The sequence below is a fragment of the Microcoleus sp. Pol11C2 genome, from assembly GCF_036701505.1.
Lineage (GTDB): Bacteria > Cyanobacteriota > Cyanobacteriia > Cyanobacteriales > Microcoleaceae > Microcoleus.
The window spans coordinates 73390-88945 of sequence record NZ_JAUBQX010000006.1; the positions used below are offsets into that span (position 1 = coordinate 73390).

The 15556-nt window shown below is 46.3% G+C and carries 14 protein-coding genes and 1 pseudogene; 6 read left to right on the forward strand and 9 right to left on the reverse strand.

Annotated elements, in window-relative coordinates; all coding sequences use genetic code 11:
- Positions 1-60 precede the first annotated feature (60 nt).
- A complete protein-coding gene (locus tag QUA42_RS05855; RefSeq protein ID WP_333135927.1) occupies positions 61-1002 on the reverse strand; it encodes an NAD-dependent epimerase/dehydratase family protein in 942 nt (313 codons plus the stop codon).
- Between the two features lie 48 nt (positions 1003-1050).
- Here QUA42_RS05855 and QUA42_RS05860 point away from each other — a divergent pair, with 48 nt between their 5' ends.
- Both QUA42_RS05860 and dnaG read left to right on the forward strand, forming a co-directional pair.
- Positions 1051-1176 (forward strand): hypothetical protein, encoded by a 126-nt coding sequence (locus tag QUA42_RS05860; RefSeq protein ID WP_333135929.1) that lies wholly within the window; start codon positions 1051-1053, stop codon positions 1174-1176.
- Between the two features lie 50 nt (positions 1177-1226).
- Positions 1227-3245: a DNA primase gene (dnaG, locus tag QUA42_RS05865; RefSeq protein ID WP_333135933.1), complete on the forward strand. Its 2019-nt coding sequence runs from the start codon at positions 1227-1229 to the stop codon at positions 3243-3245.
- A 157-nt stretch (positions 3246-3402) separates the two neighbouring features.
- Here the strand turns inward: dnaG and QUA42_RS05870 are convergent, their stop codons facing one another.
- Positions 3403-3927 carry a pentapeptide repeat-containing protein gene (locus tag QUA42_RS05870; protein ID WP_333135935.1) on the reverse strand — a complete coding sequence of 175 codons (525 nt, stop codon included), beginning with the start codon at positions 3925-3927 and terminating at the stop codon, positions 3403-3405.
- Between the two features lie 14 nt (positions 3928-3941).
- Between QUA42_RS05870 and QUA42_RS05875 the strand changes: the two genes are divergently transcribed.
- Complete coding sequence (locus QUA42_RS05875; RefSeq protein ID WP_333135937.1) at positions 3942-4511, forward strand: YraN family protein; 570 nt, start codon at positions 3942-3944, stop codon at positions 4509-4511.
- Positions 4512-4709: 198 nt separating this feature from the next.
- Here QUA42_RS05875 and QUA42_RS05880 read toward each other — a convergent pair whose 3' ends face one another.
- On the reverse strand, positions 4710-5099 hold the full coding sequence (locus QUA42_RS05880; RefSeq protein WP_006632408.1) for a hypothetical protein: 390 nt from the start codon (positions 5097-5099) through the stop codon (positions 4710-4712).
- A gap of 148 nt (positions 5100-5247) precedes the next feature.
- Here QUA42_RS05880 and queA point away from each other — a divergent pair, with 148 nt between their 5' ends.
- Positions 5248-6387, forward strand: a complete 1140-nt coding sequence (gene queA / locus QUA42_RS05885) for a tRNA preQ1(34) S-adenosylmethionine ribosyltransferase-isomerase QueA (protein WP_333135939.1) — start codon at positions 5248-5250, stop codon at positions 6385-6387.
- A 42-nt stretch (positions 6388-6429) separates the two neighbouring features.
- Here the strand turns inward: queA and rpmF are convergent, their stop codons facing one another.
- From rpmF to QUA42_RS05900, 3 genes are all read right to left on the reverse strand, one after another.
- On the reverse strand, positions 6430-6603 hold the full coding sequence (gene rpmF, locus QUA42_RS05890; protein WP_006632406.1) for a 50S ribosomal protein L32: 174 nt from the start codon (positions 6601-6603) through the stop codon (positions 6430-6432).
- A gap of 180 nt (positions 6604-6783) precedes the next feature.
- Positions 6784-7260 (reverse strand): TM2 domain-containing protein, encoded by a 477-nt coding sequence (locus tag QUA42_RS05895; protein ID WP_333135941.1) that lies wholly within the window; start codon positions 7258-7260, stop codon positions 6784-6786.
- A gap of 246 nt (positions 7261-7506) precedes the next feature.
- The gene (locus QUA42_RS05900) at positions 7507-7662 is read right to left on the reverse strand and encodes a hypothetical protein (RefSeq protein ID WP_333135943.1); all 156 of its coding nucleotides are present in this window, start codon (positions 7660-7662) and stop codon (positions 7507-7509) included.
- Between QUA42_RS05900 and acsF the strand changes: the two genes are divergently transcribed.
- A complete protein-coding gene (gene acsF, locus QUA42_RS05905) occupies positions 7663-8739 on the forward strand; it encodes a magnesium-protoporphyrin IX monomethyl ester (oxidative) cyclase (RefSeq protein WP_333135945.1) in 1077 nt (358 codons plus the stop codon).
- Positions 8740-8881: 142 nt separating this feature from the next.
- On the opposite strand, the gene QUA42_RS05910 is transcribed toward acsF, so the two are convergent.
- Positions 8882-12250 (reverse strand): tetratricopeptide repeat protein, encoded by a 3369-nt coding sequence (locus tag QUA42_RS05910; protein ID WP_333135947.1) that lies wholly within the window; start codon positions 12248-12250, stop codon positions 8882-8884.
- An 87-nt stretch (positions 12251-12337) separates the two neighbouring features.
- On the opposite strand from QUA42_RS05910, the gene QUA42_RS05915 reads away from it, so the two are divergent.
- Complete coding sequence (locus QUA42_RS05915) at positions 12338-13852, forward strand: phospholipid carrier-dependent glycosyltransferase (RefSeq protein ID WP_333135949.1); 1515 nt, start codon at positions 12338-12340, stop codon at positions 13850-13852.
- A 148-nt stretch (positions 13853-14000) separates the two neighbouring features.
- Here the strand turns inward: QUA42_RS05915 and trmB are convergent, their stop codons facing one another.
- Positions 14001-14633 (reverse strand): tRNA (guanosine(46)-N7)-methyltransferase TrmB, encoded by a 633-nt coding sequence (gene trmB, locus QUA42_RS05920; RefSeq protein ID WP_333135951.1) that lies wholly within the window; start codon positions 14631-14633, stop codon positions 14001-14003.
- Between the two features lie 159 nt (positions 14634-14792).
- A pseudogene (locus QUA42_RS05925) lies at positions 14793-15546 on the reverse strand (Uma2 family endonuclease).
- Positions 15547-15556 lie beyond the last annotated feature (10 nt).

A 15556-nucleotide genomic window follows, 5' to 3' on the forward strand; every position in this document is an offset into this window, starting at 1 on the left:
AGGGGAGGGTTAGGGTGGGGTTCTAGATTTTTGCTGGCATGGGGATGCTCCCACTCTAACTTAACTTTGAACTGATTTCAAAATTTCATCATCGACTGAAAAATCTATCTCAGCTTTGTCGCGCCCCGAAACTACATAATCATTCTGAAAAGAATCTTTCAATCCAGAAACTAAGTTAAATTCCGGCTGCCAGTTAAGATCGGTGACAGCTTTATTAACTGAAGCAAAAAAGTGCTGCAATCGCATTGGAAAAGCTTTCTTTTTGCCGAAGTCAAATTGTTTCGGATCGTAGTGTACAATCTTAATAGCATCAGGGGATTTGCCTGCGGCTTGAATGCAGGCGCGGGCTAAACCGTCAAAGGTGACAAATCGATCGCCTGAAACGTTGTAAATTTGCCCGATCGCCCTAGAGTTGCCCAAAACCGCGGCCATTGCTTTAGCCAAATCCTGACAGTGCCCCAACTGCGTGAAGTGCATTCCGTTACCGGGAATCGGAATCGGTCGATCGCGCACAATGCGATCGAAAAACCAAGCCTCTAAATCGTTATAATTTTGGGGGCCGTAAATGTAAGTCGGGCGGATTGAAGTCCAAGGCAAACCCGATGCGGCCAAGTAATTTTCGGTTTCGCATTTACCTAAGTGCCGACTTTTAGGATCGGTAGCGTCTCCTTCGATATGAGGCATTTGATCCGACTTCAAATAAACCCCCGCAGAGCTCATGTAAACAAAGTGCTGCACCCGCCCTTTAAATATTTCAGCTAAAGGCTTTGTATCGCTGAGTTCGCGGCCGTTGTTGTCAAAAACAGCGTCAAACTCGACCGTCGATAACTTTTCTTGCAGTTGTTCGACATTTGTGCGATCGCCCTGAATCTGTTTTACGCCCGGAACCGGTACAGGCTTGTTACCCCGGTTAAACAACACCACTTCATGCCCTTGTGCTGCTAAAATCTTAGTAAGATAAACCCCGATAAACCGAGTACCGCCCATCATTAAAATTCGCATTATTTTCGATGCTCCTTACAGTTAGTGTAAACATCTTACAATAAAGTTATGACTTACGGAGAAACCAGTTTTTTTAATAAAACACATATTAACAGCGATCAGCCCTGGTACGAAAAACCGGAACGCTTGAGTTTTTATGTGCAAGTCCTGAAACTCAGTTTTGTGCTTTACTAAAGTGCGGCCGCTCAAAATAAACATAATTTTAATTGACCTAAAATAGCCCTATGCAAGTTCCCCGGCTGCATCCAGAAACAATCGAAGAAGTCAAACAAAGAGCCGACATAGTAGACGTTATTTCCGGTCGCGTCGTGTTGCGAAAACGCGGCAAAGAATTTGTAGGTTTGTGTCCTTTTCACGATGAAAAATCTCCCAGCTTTACCGTCAGTCCCGGCAAACAAATGTATTATTGTTTCGGCTGCGGTGCAGGCGGCAATGCTTTTAAGTTTCTCATGGAACTGGAGAAACGCCCTTTCAGCGAAGTAGTATTAGAATTAGCTAAAAATTATCAAGTTCCCGTCAAAACTGTCGAACCGGAACACCGACAAGAATTGCAGCGGCAAATTTCTCTGCGGGAACAACTCTATGAAATCTCAGCACTAACAGCCAACTTTTACGAACACGCTTTGCGACAAACCCAAGGAGAAGAACCCTTAGCATATCTCAAATCAGAGCGCAAGCTCAGCGAAGAAACTATCCAACAATTTCAATTAGGTTATGCACCCCAAGGTTGGGAAGCACTTTACAGTTATTTAGTAGAACAGAAAAACTATCCGGCGCAGTTAGTCGAACAAGCTGGATTAATTGTACCCCGAAAAAATGGCGGCAGCGGTTATTACGATCGCTTCCGCAATCGCATTATGATTCCCATTCGCGACACCCAAGGCAGAGTCATCGGTTTCGGCGGCAGAGCCCTCGGCGACGAACAGCCGAAATACCTCAATTCTCCCGAAACAGAACTCTTCGACAAAGGCAAAACTTTGTTCGCCTTAGATACAGCAAAAACAGCCATTAGCAAAGCCGATCGCGCAGTGGTTGTAGAGGGGTACTTTGATGCGATCGCACTTCACGCCGCCGGCATCTCCAACGCCGTCGCTTCCCTCGGCACAGCGTTAAGTTTAAACCAAGTGCGGCAGTTATTGCGGTACACTGACTCCAAACAAATTATCCTCAACTTCGACGCCGACAAAGCAGGAAATCAAGCAGCAGAACGCGCTATTGGAGAAATAGAAAAACTCGCTTATCAAGGAGAAGTGCAACTGCGGGTGCTCAATATTCCCGACGGCAAAGATGCCGACGAATACCTCAAAACGTACTCCCCAGAACAATATCGAGAATTGCTCGAAAATGCTCCGTTGTGGATCGACTGGCAACTGCAACAAATGCTCGTAAATCAAGATTTGAAGCAAGCCGATACTTCCCAGCAAGTCACCAAAAAAATCATTAATTTATTAACCAATATCACTGACGATAATCAGCTAGCACATTACCTGCAAAAGTGCGCCGAAATTCTGAGTAAAGGAGATTTTAGACTCACAAAAATGATTGCTGAAAACTTGCTCAATCAAGTAGTCAGCGATTGGGCAAAGCGGCAGAGTCAAGACGAATCTTTAACAATGCCCCTGTTAATTAGAAACAAGCTGAAGCCGAACAAACAATATAAAAAGCAGCGTGCAAGCGGCGAAAACAAAAACTCAAAATCCAGCTTATCTGCCGTAGCCCGCAGTCTTTTAGAAGAAGCAGAAGCGCAATTATTGCAGATTTACTTGCACTGTCCCGAATACCGCCAAGATGTCAGAGAAGCAATAGAAGCTAGAGACCTGCAGTTTAGCCTTTCTCACCACAGATTTTTGTGGCATCAGATTGTGAATGCAGAAATATTGCACAAAATGTCTTTACAAGTAGCGCCTTCAGAGTTAATATTAAAATTGCAAGATAGCTTCATTGAATATCCGAATCAACTAAATCAAATCTCGCATTTATTTCACTTAAATGAGTTCTCAGAAAGAAACGTTTATCGCGCCCCTCTAGTCATTAGATCGACCCTCGCCTGTATCGAGCAAATAATTAGCATGAAGCGCCGCCGGATTGCACTCAATATGTGGGAAAAAGCCAAGGCCGCTAGCAGTGGCGAAGAGGCTAGAGAATATCACCAACTATTCTGTGCCGAACAAGAATGGCTCAAGGAATTAGAGCGGCTGCGTCAAGTGAATTTTTACGATTTAACATCCGTGCCTTGGGATTAATACCCTTTTAGATTTTAGATTTTAGATTGGGGATGACTCGTTCGATATACGTTGGAAGCTTGCCTGCAGTTACATTTTTTTAACTGATATCAATAATAAAGTCCTTACTACCAACCTGTTTGTACTAAGGACTTTATTCCTTTATTCAACGAGCCTTTTAATAATCGCAAAAAAGAGTTTCGCGAGTATCTCTACCCGTCACTGGATTAGTACCTTTTGCCACTTTACAAAGTTTTTCTATCATATCGTCTCGCAGCAGGGTCTCAGTAAAATCTGCACCGTCAATGATAGCTCCCTCCAGCCTGGTATTGTAAGCGAAAGCACCCTCAAGGATAGCATTAGTTAAATTTGCTTTCATCATGCGAGCTAAATCTAAAGTCGCACCTGTAAAATTCGCGCCTTCTAAATTTGCCTCTTCCATATTGGCAGCAAAAAAGCTGACACCTCGCAAATCTGCATTAGTAAAATTGCTGTTGCGAAGATTGGCTTTATTAAAGCTGTCGTCAGTCAGAACTTGCCCAGTAAAATCAGCGCCGACTAGGATTTCTTTATCGTGATCCAAAGCGAAAGCAGGTGCGGGATTAATGGCGATCGCCCCAGCGGCAATTACTGCTAAAATAACAAAACTCAGCAAGAAAGTATAAATATTTTTGCGATGTTGGCGAATTTGAGAAATCATCATACAAGTTCAAGCTAATGGGCAGTCGTGACAGTTCAGAATTGAATTCTACCAGAAAGAGCGATCGCCCGTTAGCGACGGCTGACTCCAATTGCCCCCAATCCCCAAACTCTCGGGATATCGGCACATTGGGAGAAAACTTAGTCGCCGACTGGTTGCAGCAGCAAGGTTGGGAAATCCTGCACCGGCAGTGGCACTGTCGCTGGGGAGAGATTGACATCATCGCACTTGGAAAAGATGAAGAAATCGCAAAAAACCGATTTCTTCCCAATCACACATCCCCAACATTAGCATTTGTAGAGGTAAAAACTCGCCGCCCGGGAAATTGGGATTCTGGTGGAATGCTGGCTGTTAGTAGCACAAAACAAGCCAAGCTTTGGCAAACAGCCGAAATATTTTTAAGCACTCGTCCAGATTTAGCAAATAATTCTTGTCGCTTTGATGTCGCCTTAGTCATGTGCGAACCTTCACGACGAAACACCAAGCAAATATTACCAGCATTAACAGCAGCTAACTCTCAATCCGCCGTTGCAGGAAACTACCGACTCACCCTGCAAGAATACATTCGCTCGGCTTTTAGCAATTAAAAATATATAATTAAAAGTTAGAGGGTAAAATCTCAAAGCAATGCCACTAGGTAATTTTTAATCGTTAACTTGCCTAGGCTGTCGCGCTTTTCTCTCTTGAGCTTTAACGGAGCTGAAAAAAGCGTTAAATCTTCTCCCGCTTTTCCCTTCTCTCCCTCTCCTGTTCTTTCATCACAGTTAATTTATATGCGTAGCAATCTAGGCGAGAGTTTCCGGGCAATATCCCAGACCCTTGACAAACTGCTGGCGAAACGCTTCAATTTCCTTACGGTCAGGGCTGCCATGACACACCACTGCCACCTGGTAGCGGCGCATCACGCTCAGCGGCGACTGTCCGGTTTCCAAGCTCCAAAGCGCCATTTGCAAGCGAATTTCAGGATCGTAAGGAATCCCGAGTTCGTTCATAAAAGCCCTAAAATCCCCGTGCATTTCGGGTGTTAAATATTGGCTCATTTTCACCTTTACCACCCAGCCGTCAATTTGGTGAATAACAGTGATAAATTGCAAGGGAAGATGATGAGCCGTGCGTAGGTAATCCACGACTCTCAGAGTAAGGCTAGTATTGGCGATGTAGTAGAGGTATTCCATAACGATCCTTATGAGCAAAGCTGATGCTATACCTCTATCCTCGCGGGCTATATCCGCAACCACAAGGGGAAAAGCACCCGACTTTGGATGGGGGTTTTTACCCAATTTGTTACCCAGTTGACAGATCGATCGCACAGGAATTCACTCGATGACAGAGATGGACTGGTCTTTGGACGGCTACGACTACGAACTTCCGCCCTCACGCATTGCCCAAAATCCCGTAGTGCCGAGGGACAGTTCTCGCTTGCTGGCTGTAGATTCTCCCAGCAGCCACCAACACCGGATTTTTAGGGATTTACCCGATTTGCTGCAACCAGGGGACTTGCTGGTACTGAACAACACCCGCGTGCTGCCAGCGAGACTCTACGGGCACAAACCCAACGGCCCGGCTGTGGAGATATTGTTGATGGAAGAACGGCAGCACAACTGTTGGCTGGCTTTGGTTAAACCGGGGAAACGCTTAAAATTGGGAGCAAAAATTGAGTTTGATCCCATCGCCCCTGGCTGTGAGGACTCGACCACAGCTCCTTGCTGTTGCCTTCCCGATGCCACTATGCCCGATCGTCGTCGATTGACTGCAACAGTTATAGAGAGGGACGACGCAACAGGAGGACGGCTGTTGGAGTTTGACATCCCCACAGATGAAAATCTGGCGAAGTTTTTGGACGAATACGGCCACATACCCCTGCCGCCCTACATCGAAAATTCCCAAGCTTCAGCGGAACAGTACCAGACTGTTTATGCCGATCGGCTTGGGGCCGTGGCTGCCCCCACAGCAGGCCTGCACTTCACCGAAGAATTGTTCAGCCGCTTGGAACAGCGGGGAATAGAAAAAACTTTTGTCACCTTACACGTCGGAGTAGGGACGTTTCGCCCGGTGGAGGTGGCAGACGTGACGGCTCACAAAATGCACGGCGAATGGGTGGAAGTACCCCCCGCCACCGTCGAGAAAATCCGGGAAACTCAAGCCCGAGGCGGGCGGATCATTGCCGTGGGTACCACAGCAGTGCGAGCTTTAGAGGGAGCGGCCGCCGCGAGTGGCGATTTTTCCTTGCAACCTTTTTGCGGCCCGACCAATTTGTTTATCTACCCGGGCTACAAGTGGCGGGTTGTAGAGGGGATGATTACCAATTTTCACTTGCCCCGCTCTACTTTGATGATGATGGTAAGTGCGATGATTGGAAGGCCTCGGCTGTTGGATTTGTACCGAGAAGCGATCGAGCAACAGTACCGCTTTTATTCCTTTGGCGATGCCATGCTGATTTTACCAACAGCAAAAAAGGATTGATCGATCGGGCATCGGGTTCGCCCCATGCCCGGTATTCCGTTTCTATTCTTCCTCCTCTTCTTCATTGCCGGGATACACGAAGCTGTTGGAACGTCCAGTCAGAACAGATTTGCCCAGAGACAGAGCTTTCTGAGCTGCCACTACAGCTTTGCGCTTCCATGTGGCCTTACGCATATTCTTCTTGGATTTGGAGGTTTTCTTCTTAGGGACTGCCATGACGCTAAATACTTTGTGCTTGCTTATATAGACAAACAAACATTCTAGCCGATTTTGCCGGCAATGCTTACTCAAAAAACGGCAATAACTGCTCGGTCAGCAATATTAAGTAGTAGGGTGCGTCAGCGATTAGCTTCTGGAAAAATAGACAAAATCCCCTAGGTAACGCACCCGCAGCAGCTAAAGTTCGTGAAAGTGGTAGATCACGACCCCAGTTACGGCATCGTTCTCGATACTCACATAACCAGTTTTGAGCATTGCCGTGAAAGCCTCCTCCACTTCGGCAAAAGTAGCGCCGGTTGCCATCACCCCTTGGGTGACAGATAATCTTCCGTTCTTGGTATAAGCTGCCTTCAGGAGTTTAACCCCTAACTGGTCTGGAGTTGGCTTGGGATATGTCGCGGCGATCGCCCCGCTGACTGGATATAGCGGTATACCTTCGCGAGAGACGCCGAGTTTGCCCCTGAGAGTGGCATTGCGTTCGTCCACCATGTTCGGCAGCAGCAGCAAGTCAAACAATTGCCCAAACCCAAACAAACCAAAGGTAAACAGCCACAGCAAACCACTACCAATCTTGCCGTTGTAGAGGCGGTGGAGTCCGAAGGGGCCGAAAAAACAAGCTGCCCATAAAAGGTAACTAACACCTAAATTGCTCATTTTCTGACCGTCCTGCCTGATTATTCTAGAATTGGAGTCCCTCTATACATTTTGTACTTTCTATGCGGTGTTTAAACAGCTTGACAGGGGAATTTATTTGTGTGGTAGCCTAATAAACTGACAAAAGGCAGAATTTGGTTTCCCAATACCTTGTCTGGAAGCCCATGAGTAATTTTGCGTAGCAATTCTTAACGCCAGCAACATATTTGCGCGGGCGAGAGCTTGGTAAACTGGAGGGCGTGGAAATTACAGCAGCTTAGAACTGGATTCCACAGGGAGCGCCAAACCGAGCGCCAAACCGAGCGCGCCGCCCGCGCTGGCCGGACATACACGAGCGCGATCGCCCGCAGTACCCGAAAATGGAAACAAGCGAGTAGTTATAAGCAAAAATCCAATAAACATATGGTAGATTCCCTCAAAAAACCCACTTTTGAAGAACTGCGGCCGGGAGTGAAAGCCCCAGCCAAAGAAACTATTCTCACGCCGAGATTTTACACAACAGATTTTGACGAGATGGCCAAAATGGACATCTCGGTAAATGAAGCCGAACTAAAAGCAATTATTGAAGAGTTCCGCGTTGACTACAACCGCAACCACTTCGTGCGTGATGCCGAGTTCGATCAATCTTGGGAACACATCGACGGCGAAAAGCGCCAGTTGTTCATTGAATTCCTGGAACGCTCTTGCACCGCTGAGTTTTCTGGATTCTTGCTTTACAAAGAATTGGCACGCAAGCTCAAGGACAAAAATCCAGTGCTAGCCGAAGGTTTCTTGCTGATGTCGCGGGACGAAGCGCGGCACGCCGGATTCCTCAACAAAGCCCTCTCGGACTTTAATTTGTCCCTGGATTTGGGTTTCTTGACAAAGAGCCGCAGTTACACATTCTTTAAGCCGAAGTTTATTTTCTACGCGACTTACTTGTCGGAAAAGATCGGTTATTGGCGCTACATCACGATTTACCAGCACTTAAAAGCGCATCCTGAAGACCAGATTTATCCGATTTTCCGATTCTTTGAAAATTGGTGCCAAGATGAAAACCGCCACGGAGATTTCTTTGATGCGGTGATGAGAGCTCAGCCTCAGATGTTGAATGATTGGCGCGCTAAGCTTTGGTGCCGTTTCTTCTTGCTGTCAGTATTTGCGACAATGTATCTCAATGATATCCAGCGCGGTGGTTTTTATCGATCGCTCGGTCTCGATGCTCGCGAATACGACATCGAAGTGATTAAAAAGACCAACGAAACAGCAGGCCGCGTATTCCCCGTGATGCTCGACGTGAACAATCCCGAGTTTTATGAACGGCTGGATGTTTGCCTCAAGAACAATCAGAAGTTGACCGCAATTGTTGCTTCTAACACTCCGAAATTCTTGCAATTCTTCCAAAAATTGCCTTTGTATCTCTCGAACGGCTGGCAATTAGTGAAGCTGTACTTCATGAAAACAATTGAATCACCTTCAGTACAAGGCGCTGTGCGTTAAGTTTTGATTTTTCATCCTCTGTGACGGCGGTTCTGCGACAAGCGGAGCCGCTTTTTTTTGGTATCCAGATTCACCGCAAAAAGTTCTCGCCAGACTTACACTCCCCCGGAATGGGAATTAATGCTGGTTTTTTTCATAAAATTTATCGCCATTCGCCCTGAAGAGTAAAAGCCGCCCAATAATAAGGAGAACGCCACTCTTCCTGCTTCAACATTTCCAGTTGCGCCGCCCTCAATGCTGCCGCTGGCGTTAACCCTTTTTGCAGCATTCCCTGATAGAAACTCGACATTAACGTAGCCGTTCCTTCATCGTCCACACTCCACAAACTCACAACCACTCGCTGAGCCCCGGCATACATAAATCCCCGTGTTAATCCTACCATGCCCTCGCCTTGAATGTTCTGCCCCATTCCGGTTTGACAGGCACTTAACACTACTAAATCTGCTGCTAATTTGAGATTGAAAATATCAGTAAGTCGCAGGAATCCGTTTAAGGGATTGCCCTTTTCATCTACCAGTGACAAGATGATTCCCGATAGTTCCGGGTTAGTGCTATTCGCTAAACCGTGAGTGGCAAAATGAATGATTTTATATTGGCTTAAGTTCTGACTGGTTGCGACGGCGCGGCTGGCTTCAAAATCCAAAGATTCGGTGCGAGAATTAGCTGGTACTAACGCTTGAATGATTTGAGCTTCTTGGCGAGTGAATTGTAAACGGCTCAACTGTAAGTTATTGTCGCGACCAGAGCGGCTTAAACCCTGATTTACTGATTCTATTGCTTGCAGATTGGTGGCGGTTGACTGGTTTTTGACTCGTTCATCTTCCGGGCTAAAAACTGGATCTGCGAGAATCGCTAAAGTCCGAGTAGGAGGTTGTCTGTCACTGTAGTTTTGTCTTAATATTCCCAAGGTGGAAGCAGAAGGCAGCAGCACGATTTCATGGTCTACTATTAAAGGCGGATTCCCCTTTTCACCTGATTTTCCAGGGAGCGAGAGGGCGGCAAAAGGGAGGTAATTGAGAATGCCATCGCCAACTATCAGCAGGCGTTTTTGAGCGAGTTGTGCTGCTACGGGCTGTAAAATAATTTGACTAAGCGTGTTGTTAGCTTCAGCGACTCGATCGGGGATGTTTCGGTAGCGCTGATCGGTTACAGCATCGCGGAAATTGCGGGCGGCTTTTTCGAGGTCGGCGCTTGGAGGCAATTCATAACTGGTGATGGTGGTTTTAGTCACAGCCCACAGATAGCTGCGGTCTTTTCCTAGAGAATACTGGAGTAAAATTGTATTCTCATCGAGGATTTGTTGTTGAATTTGTGCAAGCGTTAGAGGTTGCGGTTGGGTGAGGGCTGCGTACCGGGGGCTAGTAGCGCGGATTTGTGTTTGAATGTCCTGATATTGTGCAAGTAAAGTTTGCCGCTGTTGTTCTAATTCTGCTTCTTGGGTGGGAGTGTAGTTGGGGCGATTGAGAACTTCGACGCGCCGTTTTTCAATGGCATCGAGTTGCTGTTGCACACTGCGTTCTCGCTGCAATAATTCAGGGGCGACACTTTGGCGAATATCGGCATTTGCTTCTTGCAGAAGTTCGAGGAGACTGCGGGCGCGGGAACGTTCGCTGGCTTCAAAGGCTTTGGTATCATAACCAGAGCTGGGTTGCGTTTTGTGCAGTTGCATTAACAGGTCAATGTAGAACTGGTAATAGTTTTGTACGGTGGCAAAGTATGAGGTGCGGAGTTCTGGGCTGGCAATTTTGGTGCGGAGGCTTTCAATAATTTTGAGGGAGGCTTCAATCTCAGTGAGAGCTTCGTTAAGATTACCAGAGTCACGTTTGATAGTAGCAATACTATAGAGGGTAAGAGCTTCTAAGGAGCGATCGAGGGTGGCTTGAGTCAGAGGAAGGGATTGATTGAAATACTCTAAGGCTTTCTCTTTGTTTCCTAATTCTGCGTAGCTCCTGCCGATACCTATAAGGCTGTAGGCTTCTCTTTGGCGATCGCGTGCTTCCCGGCTCAAAGAAAGAGACTGATTGTAATAGTTTAGGGCTTTTTGTTGGTCTTCTAATTCTGCGTATATGTTACCAATGCCAGTGAGGGTGCGAGCTTCTCCCGAGCGATCGCCTACTATTCGCTTGAGGATAAGGGATTGGTTAAAATATTCTAAGGCTTTCTCTTTGTCTCCTAATTCTGAGTAGGCAATGCCAATGCTGGTGAGAGTGGTTGCTGCTGAGGATCGATCGCCTAGAGTCTGGAAAATTGCAAGGGACTGGCTGTAATACTCTAAAGCTTTCTGTTGGTCTCCCAATTCAGAGTAGACATGGCCAATGCTGATTAGAGTAACAGCTTGCCCAGAGCGATCGCCCACAGCTTGGCTGATGGGAAGAGACTGGCCGTAATGCTCTAGGGCTTTCTGTTTTTCTCCCACTTCTGAATAGACAATACCTATGTAGTTAAGGGTACGAGCTTCTTGTTCGCGTTCACCTATAGCCAGCAACAATTTAAGGGACTGGTTGTAAGAGTCTAAGGCTGTTTGTTTCTCTCCCACTTCTGAGTAGACTCTACCAGCACAAATCAGAGCGAAGGCTTCAACAGAGCGATCGCCTGTTTCTCGACTGAGGGGAAGAGATTGGTTGTAATAATCTAGGGCTTTCTGTTTCTCTCCCAAACCTGAATAGACATTGCCAACGACGATCAAGGTGAAAGCTTGCCAACGGCGATCTCCTATTTCCTGGCTCAAAGAAAAGGACTGATTGTAATACTCTAGCGCTTTCTGCTGTTCTCCAAATTCTGCGTAGATCATGCCAATACCTAAAAGGTTGTAGGCTTCTTTTTGGCGATCGCCTATTACCCGGCTCAAAGAAAGGGACTGATTGTAATAGTCTAGGGCTTTCTGTTTTTCTCCTAAAACTGAGTAGACTCTGCCGATGTCGGTGAGGGTGACAGCTTCCCCTGAACGATCGCCTATTGCCCGACTCAGGGGAAGAGACTGGCTGTAATACTCTAGGGCTTTCTGTTTTTCTCCCAAATCTGAGTATACTTTGCCGATGCTGTGGAGGGTGGTAGCCTCCCCAGCGCGATCGCCCGCTTGCCGATACAGCTTTAATAGTTCTTCAAACTTGGCGATCGCTTGTCTTAAAGATTCCGCCGTCCCCTGCTGGTACAGTTGATCCCCTTCTGTAAAGGCTCTTTGAGCATCCGCCACCGGGTTTCCCCCTCCCTGCTGCGATACCCCTTGGCTAATTTTTATAACGCTGGGCGCAGCTACCGCCGGGACTCCTAGCAGGATACTCGCACCTACAGCGATCCCCCAAACCCACAGCCTGAGATTCATAAACACCTGCTCAAACAAGACCTGGTTAACCGCTATCATAGTCGATTGCAGGTTGTCAGGTGCGGTTTCCCAGACTGCGTGCCGATTGCGTCGGGGGCATATTGTGCGATCCCGCCGCTGCACGTAGTGCCGCACCTGATAAGCGCGATCGCCCGCAGCGGATTTGCCTCCGCGAAGGTTAAAAGTCATAACTGTAATTTTTACGCTATTCTCAACTCAGTATTTTTAAATTAGCGATCGCTCCCAAACCTAGCATCTACTATTTTTTGATGTTTTATGAACCCCAACAAAAAACAATCCCACAAATCAATCTTTGTTTTTGCCCTGGGAATGCTCGGGGTGTTCCTCTTTTCCTTAACTCTCCGCTTTTGGGAACTAGAGAGATTTAACACTTTAGTATTTGACGAGGTTTATTACGCTAAATTTGCCAACGATTATCTCACCAAAACTCCGTTTTTCAACGCTCACCCGCCTCTGAGCCAGTACATAATTGCGATCGGCATTTGGATCGGCACTCACCTTCCATTCGGCAAAACAGCCGTCAACAGTATGGCAGGTTCCCTGCTTTCCCCTTGGGATTACCGCTGGCTGAATGCTCTCACGGGTTCCTTTATTCCGCTAGTTGTGGGAGCACTAGCTTATCAGCTAGTTCCGCGCCGCACCTTTGCTTTTATTGCTGCTTTATTGATCGCCTGCGACGGTCTGTTTTTAGTTGAGTCTCGGTACGCGCTGAACAACATTTATCTGGTTTTATTTGGAATTTTAGGTCAGTTATTTATTTTAAAAGCCGTAGAAGCAGAAGGCAAAAAGCGCTGGCGTTGGCTGGTACTCGCCGGAATAGGTTTCGGCGCATCTGCTGCTATTAAATGGAACGGATTGTGGTTTCTTTTCGGTACTTATCTAATTTTAATCTGTGCTTGGGCAGTGCGTTTTATCCAGGGTAACAGAGAAAATGAAGAACAAAGCCGCGAGGTAAATTCACCTCTAATTCCTGCCGAAAGTCCCGTACAAAAACTGACTAAACTCAATTTTATAGAACTCTGCTTGAGTCTAGCTATTATTCCTATTCTAGTTTACAGCATCTCTTGGATTCCTCACCTGCACTTTAATCCAACTCCCAATTTCTGGCAGATGCAAACGGAGATTTTGACTTATCACCAGCGGATTAAAAGCGGCCCAGATGTACATCCTTACTGTTCCACGTGGTACAGTTGGCCTTTGATGCTGCGCCCCATAGTTTACTTCTACAAAACTGCTAGCAGCAATGCCCAACCAGATCCGGTTTTGCCCCCTTTACCTGAAGGTGCAACTCAGGCAAATTTTGACGTTCACGCAATGGGAAATCCATTGCTTTGGTGGCTGTCAACCTTAGCTTTACTGCTAGTAATAGGAGTTTTAGTTCACCGGATTTTGGTGTGGCTGCAAACGCGCAGCGAGGCTTCTGCTGACACAATAGAACAGCAGCGGCCGATTTTGTTTCCGCCGACTGCTGAAATGTGGCTGGCGTTATATTTAATAGTTAATTGGGCCGCTAATTTGCTGCCTTGGGTGAAGGTGACTCGCTGCATATTTTTGTACCATTATATGGGCTGTTCTGTGTTTGCAGCCTTAGCACTTGCTTGGTGGGTTGACAGGTGGCTGCACAGCCCTCAAACTCGACTCCGAGGGATGGGGGTAACAATTATTTTTCTGGTTTTGGGTGCTTTTATTTTCTGGATGCCTATCTATTTGGGACTGCCTTTGTCGCAAATGGAATGGAAAATTAGGATGTGGCTGGCGTCTTGGGTTTAAGTTAGAAATAATTCTTTTATTAACGGGCAAGATGCCAGTTCCACAAGAAAATTAATTTATGTGGAACTGGCATCTTGCCTGTTCCTAACCAAGGTGCAAGATATAATTTATAACATTTATTACCAAGGTGAGTTTGCAAAAGCGAGCATTATTTTTGATACAGTGCTCGATAAACTGGTTCGCCCCGTTTCAGAGTAGCAATTTCTCTTTCAGTAGCAACAGGCAGGGGATTTTCTGCTAACCATTCGCCCCCATTTTGACGTTTAAAACTAGGGTGAGATGAAAAGCGATCGCACATTTCTCTTTCTACTTCCTCAATATCTGACTGAATAAACACTTCGCCGCCAATTGCCAAATAAGTTGCCAATTCGTTGACTAATTCCTGCTGCACCACCCGCCGTTTGTGGTGCTTTTTCTTGAACCACGGATCGGGAAACTGAATGCTAACCCGCTGCAAAATACCTGCGGGTAAAGTTTCTAAAATTGGTTTGAGAGAACTATTCGCATTGCAAAACAAATAGTGCAAATTTGTCAAGCCTTTTTCGTCCCGCCAAAGATTCGCCTCCTCTACCAGAGGTTCCCGAATTTCTAATCCGAGAAAATTCCAGTCTGTTTGGATTTGCGCCATGTGCCACAAAAACCGTCCTCTGCCGCAGCCGATATCTAAATGCAGCGGTAAATTTAAGTCGGCATAGATTTTAGTCCAATCCGGGGGACTTGCAGATGCTTGATATCTAATTGATAGGGGATTGACGTGTTCCCGCACTCTTACTCTTGCCAATTTTGCTGTCTCCTGAATGTATTGTTTAACCGCGGATTAGGGCAGATGAACGTGAATTAACGCAGATAAATATTGATTTTTGCGATATTGTTCAATACTTTTTAATTAATGAGCAATCTTAAATTGTAGAGGGACAATTTTAAACGGCTCATTATTGCATTAGGCTTCTGGTTCCATGCCTGCTGCTCTTAATTGGGCGGCTAATCTTTCGGATCGTTCTCGTTCTTGTTCGGCTTGCTGTTGAACGATATCCCTTTGCTGCCGTTCCCTTTCTACCATCTCTGCTCCCCACAATAACATCTCTCCGCTCTCATCCCACCACCGCAACCAATATCCGGTTCTTTCAGCTTTTGTTCCCTGCCAAACCCCCAGAAATAACCCCACTCCTGCAATCCAATAATGACCATTTAAATCTGGTTGTTGTACTTGATACTTTCCTGATGAATCCAACTGGTACATTTCTAGGAATCCACTGGCTGGTTCAAAAAGAGCATATATTGGTGCTCGCAATACTTGCTCGTAAAAAAAAACATTTGCCGGGGGTATAAGTTTGTTTACTAGAATATTCATCGTTGGGACTAGCTGACAAAAATTCCATGACAATCGCCGGAATTTCCCCTTCTAAGTTGGGAGTGTAACTGCGGCGAATTTCTTGACTAGAAAGCGACGGTACGTTGCGGGCATAAAACAAATCTGGAGCTTTGATAACTAGCTTATTATCTAAGGTGGCACAAATCCCCAGATTAGGGGCAACTAATGTTCCTTCCAAAATTAGCCCCGCGATTTCTAAGATTTCTCGCAAGGCGGCAGCGAGTAAGGGCTGGTCGATATTTTGCAGAGGTTGCTCCTCTAAAATGAAGTCGTCTGGCAATTTTTCCCAGGTAATTTTCAAGTCGGTTGTACTGACTGTCACGGTATTTTAC

What these genes read in the sequence shown, in the direction of transcription:
- QUA42_RS05855 (WP_333135927.1), bottom strand. Translation starts at nt 1,002, where the DNA reads ATGCGAATTTTAATGATGGGCGGTACTCGGTTTATCGGGGTTTATCTT.
- QUA42_RS05860 (WP_333135929.1), top strand. Translation starts at nt 1,051, where the DNA reads ATGACTTACGGAGAAACCAGTTTTTTTAATAAAACACATATTAACAGC.
- dnaG (WP_333135933.1), top strand. Translation starts at nt 1,227, where the DNA reads ATGCAAGTTCCCCGGCTGCATCCAGAAACAATCGAAGAAGTCAAACAA.
- QUA42_RS05870 (WP_333135935.1), bottom strand. Translation starts at nt 3,927, where the DNA reads ATGATGATTTCTCAAATTCGCCAACATCGCAAAAATATTTATACTTTC.
- QUA42_RS05875 (WP_333135937.1), top strand. Translation starts at nt 3,942, where the DNA reads ATGGGCAGTCGTGACAGTTCAGAATTGAATTCTACCAGAAAGAGCGAT.
- QUA42_RS05880 (WP_006632408.1), bottom strand. Translation starts at nt 5,099, where the DNA reads ATGGAATACCTCTACTACATCGCCAATACTAGCCTTACTCTGAGAGTC.
- queA (WP_333135939.1), top strand. Translation starts at nt 5,248, where the DNA reads ATGACAGAGATGGACTGGTCTTTGGACGGCTACGACTACGAACTTCCG.
- rpmF (WP_006632406.1), bottom strand. Translation starts at nt 6,603, where the DNA reads ATGGCAGTCCCTAAGAAGAAAACCTCCAAATCCAAGAAGAATATGCGT.
- QUA42_RS05895 (WP_333135941.1), bottom strand. Translation starts at nt 7,260, where the DNA reads ATGAGCAATTTAGGTGTTAGTTACCTTTTATGGGCAGCTTGTTTTTTC.
- QUA42_RS05900 (WP_333135943.1), bottom strand. Translation starts at nt 7,662, where the DNA reads ATGTTTATTGGATTTTTGCTTATAACTACTCGCTTGTTTCCATTTTCG.
- acsF (WP_333135945.1), top strand. Translation starts at nt 7,663, where the DNA reads ATGGTAGATTCCCTCAAAAAACCCACTTTTGAAGAACTGCGGCCGGGA.
- QUA42_RS05910 (WP_333135947.1), bottom strand. Translation starts at nt 12,250, where the DNA reads ATGACTTTTAACCTTCGCGGAGGCAAATCCGCTGCGGGCGATCGCGCT.
- QUA42_RS05915 (WP_333135949.1), top strand. Translation starts at nt 12,338, where the DNA reads ATGAACCCCAACAAAAAACAATCCCACAAATCAATCTTTGTTTTTGCC.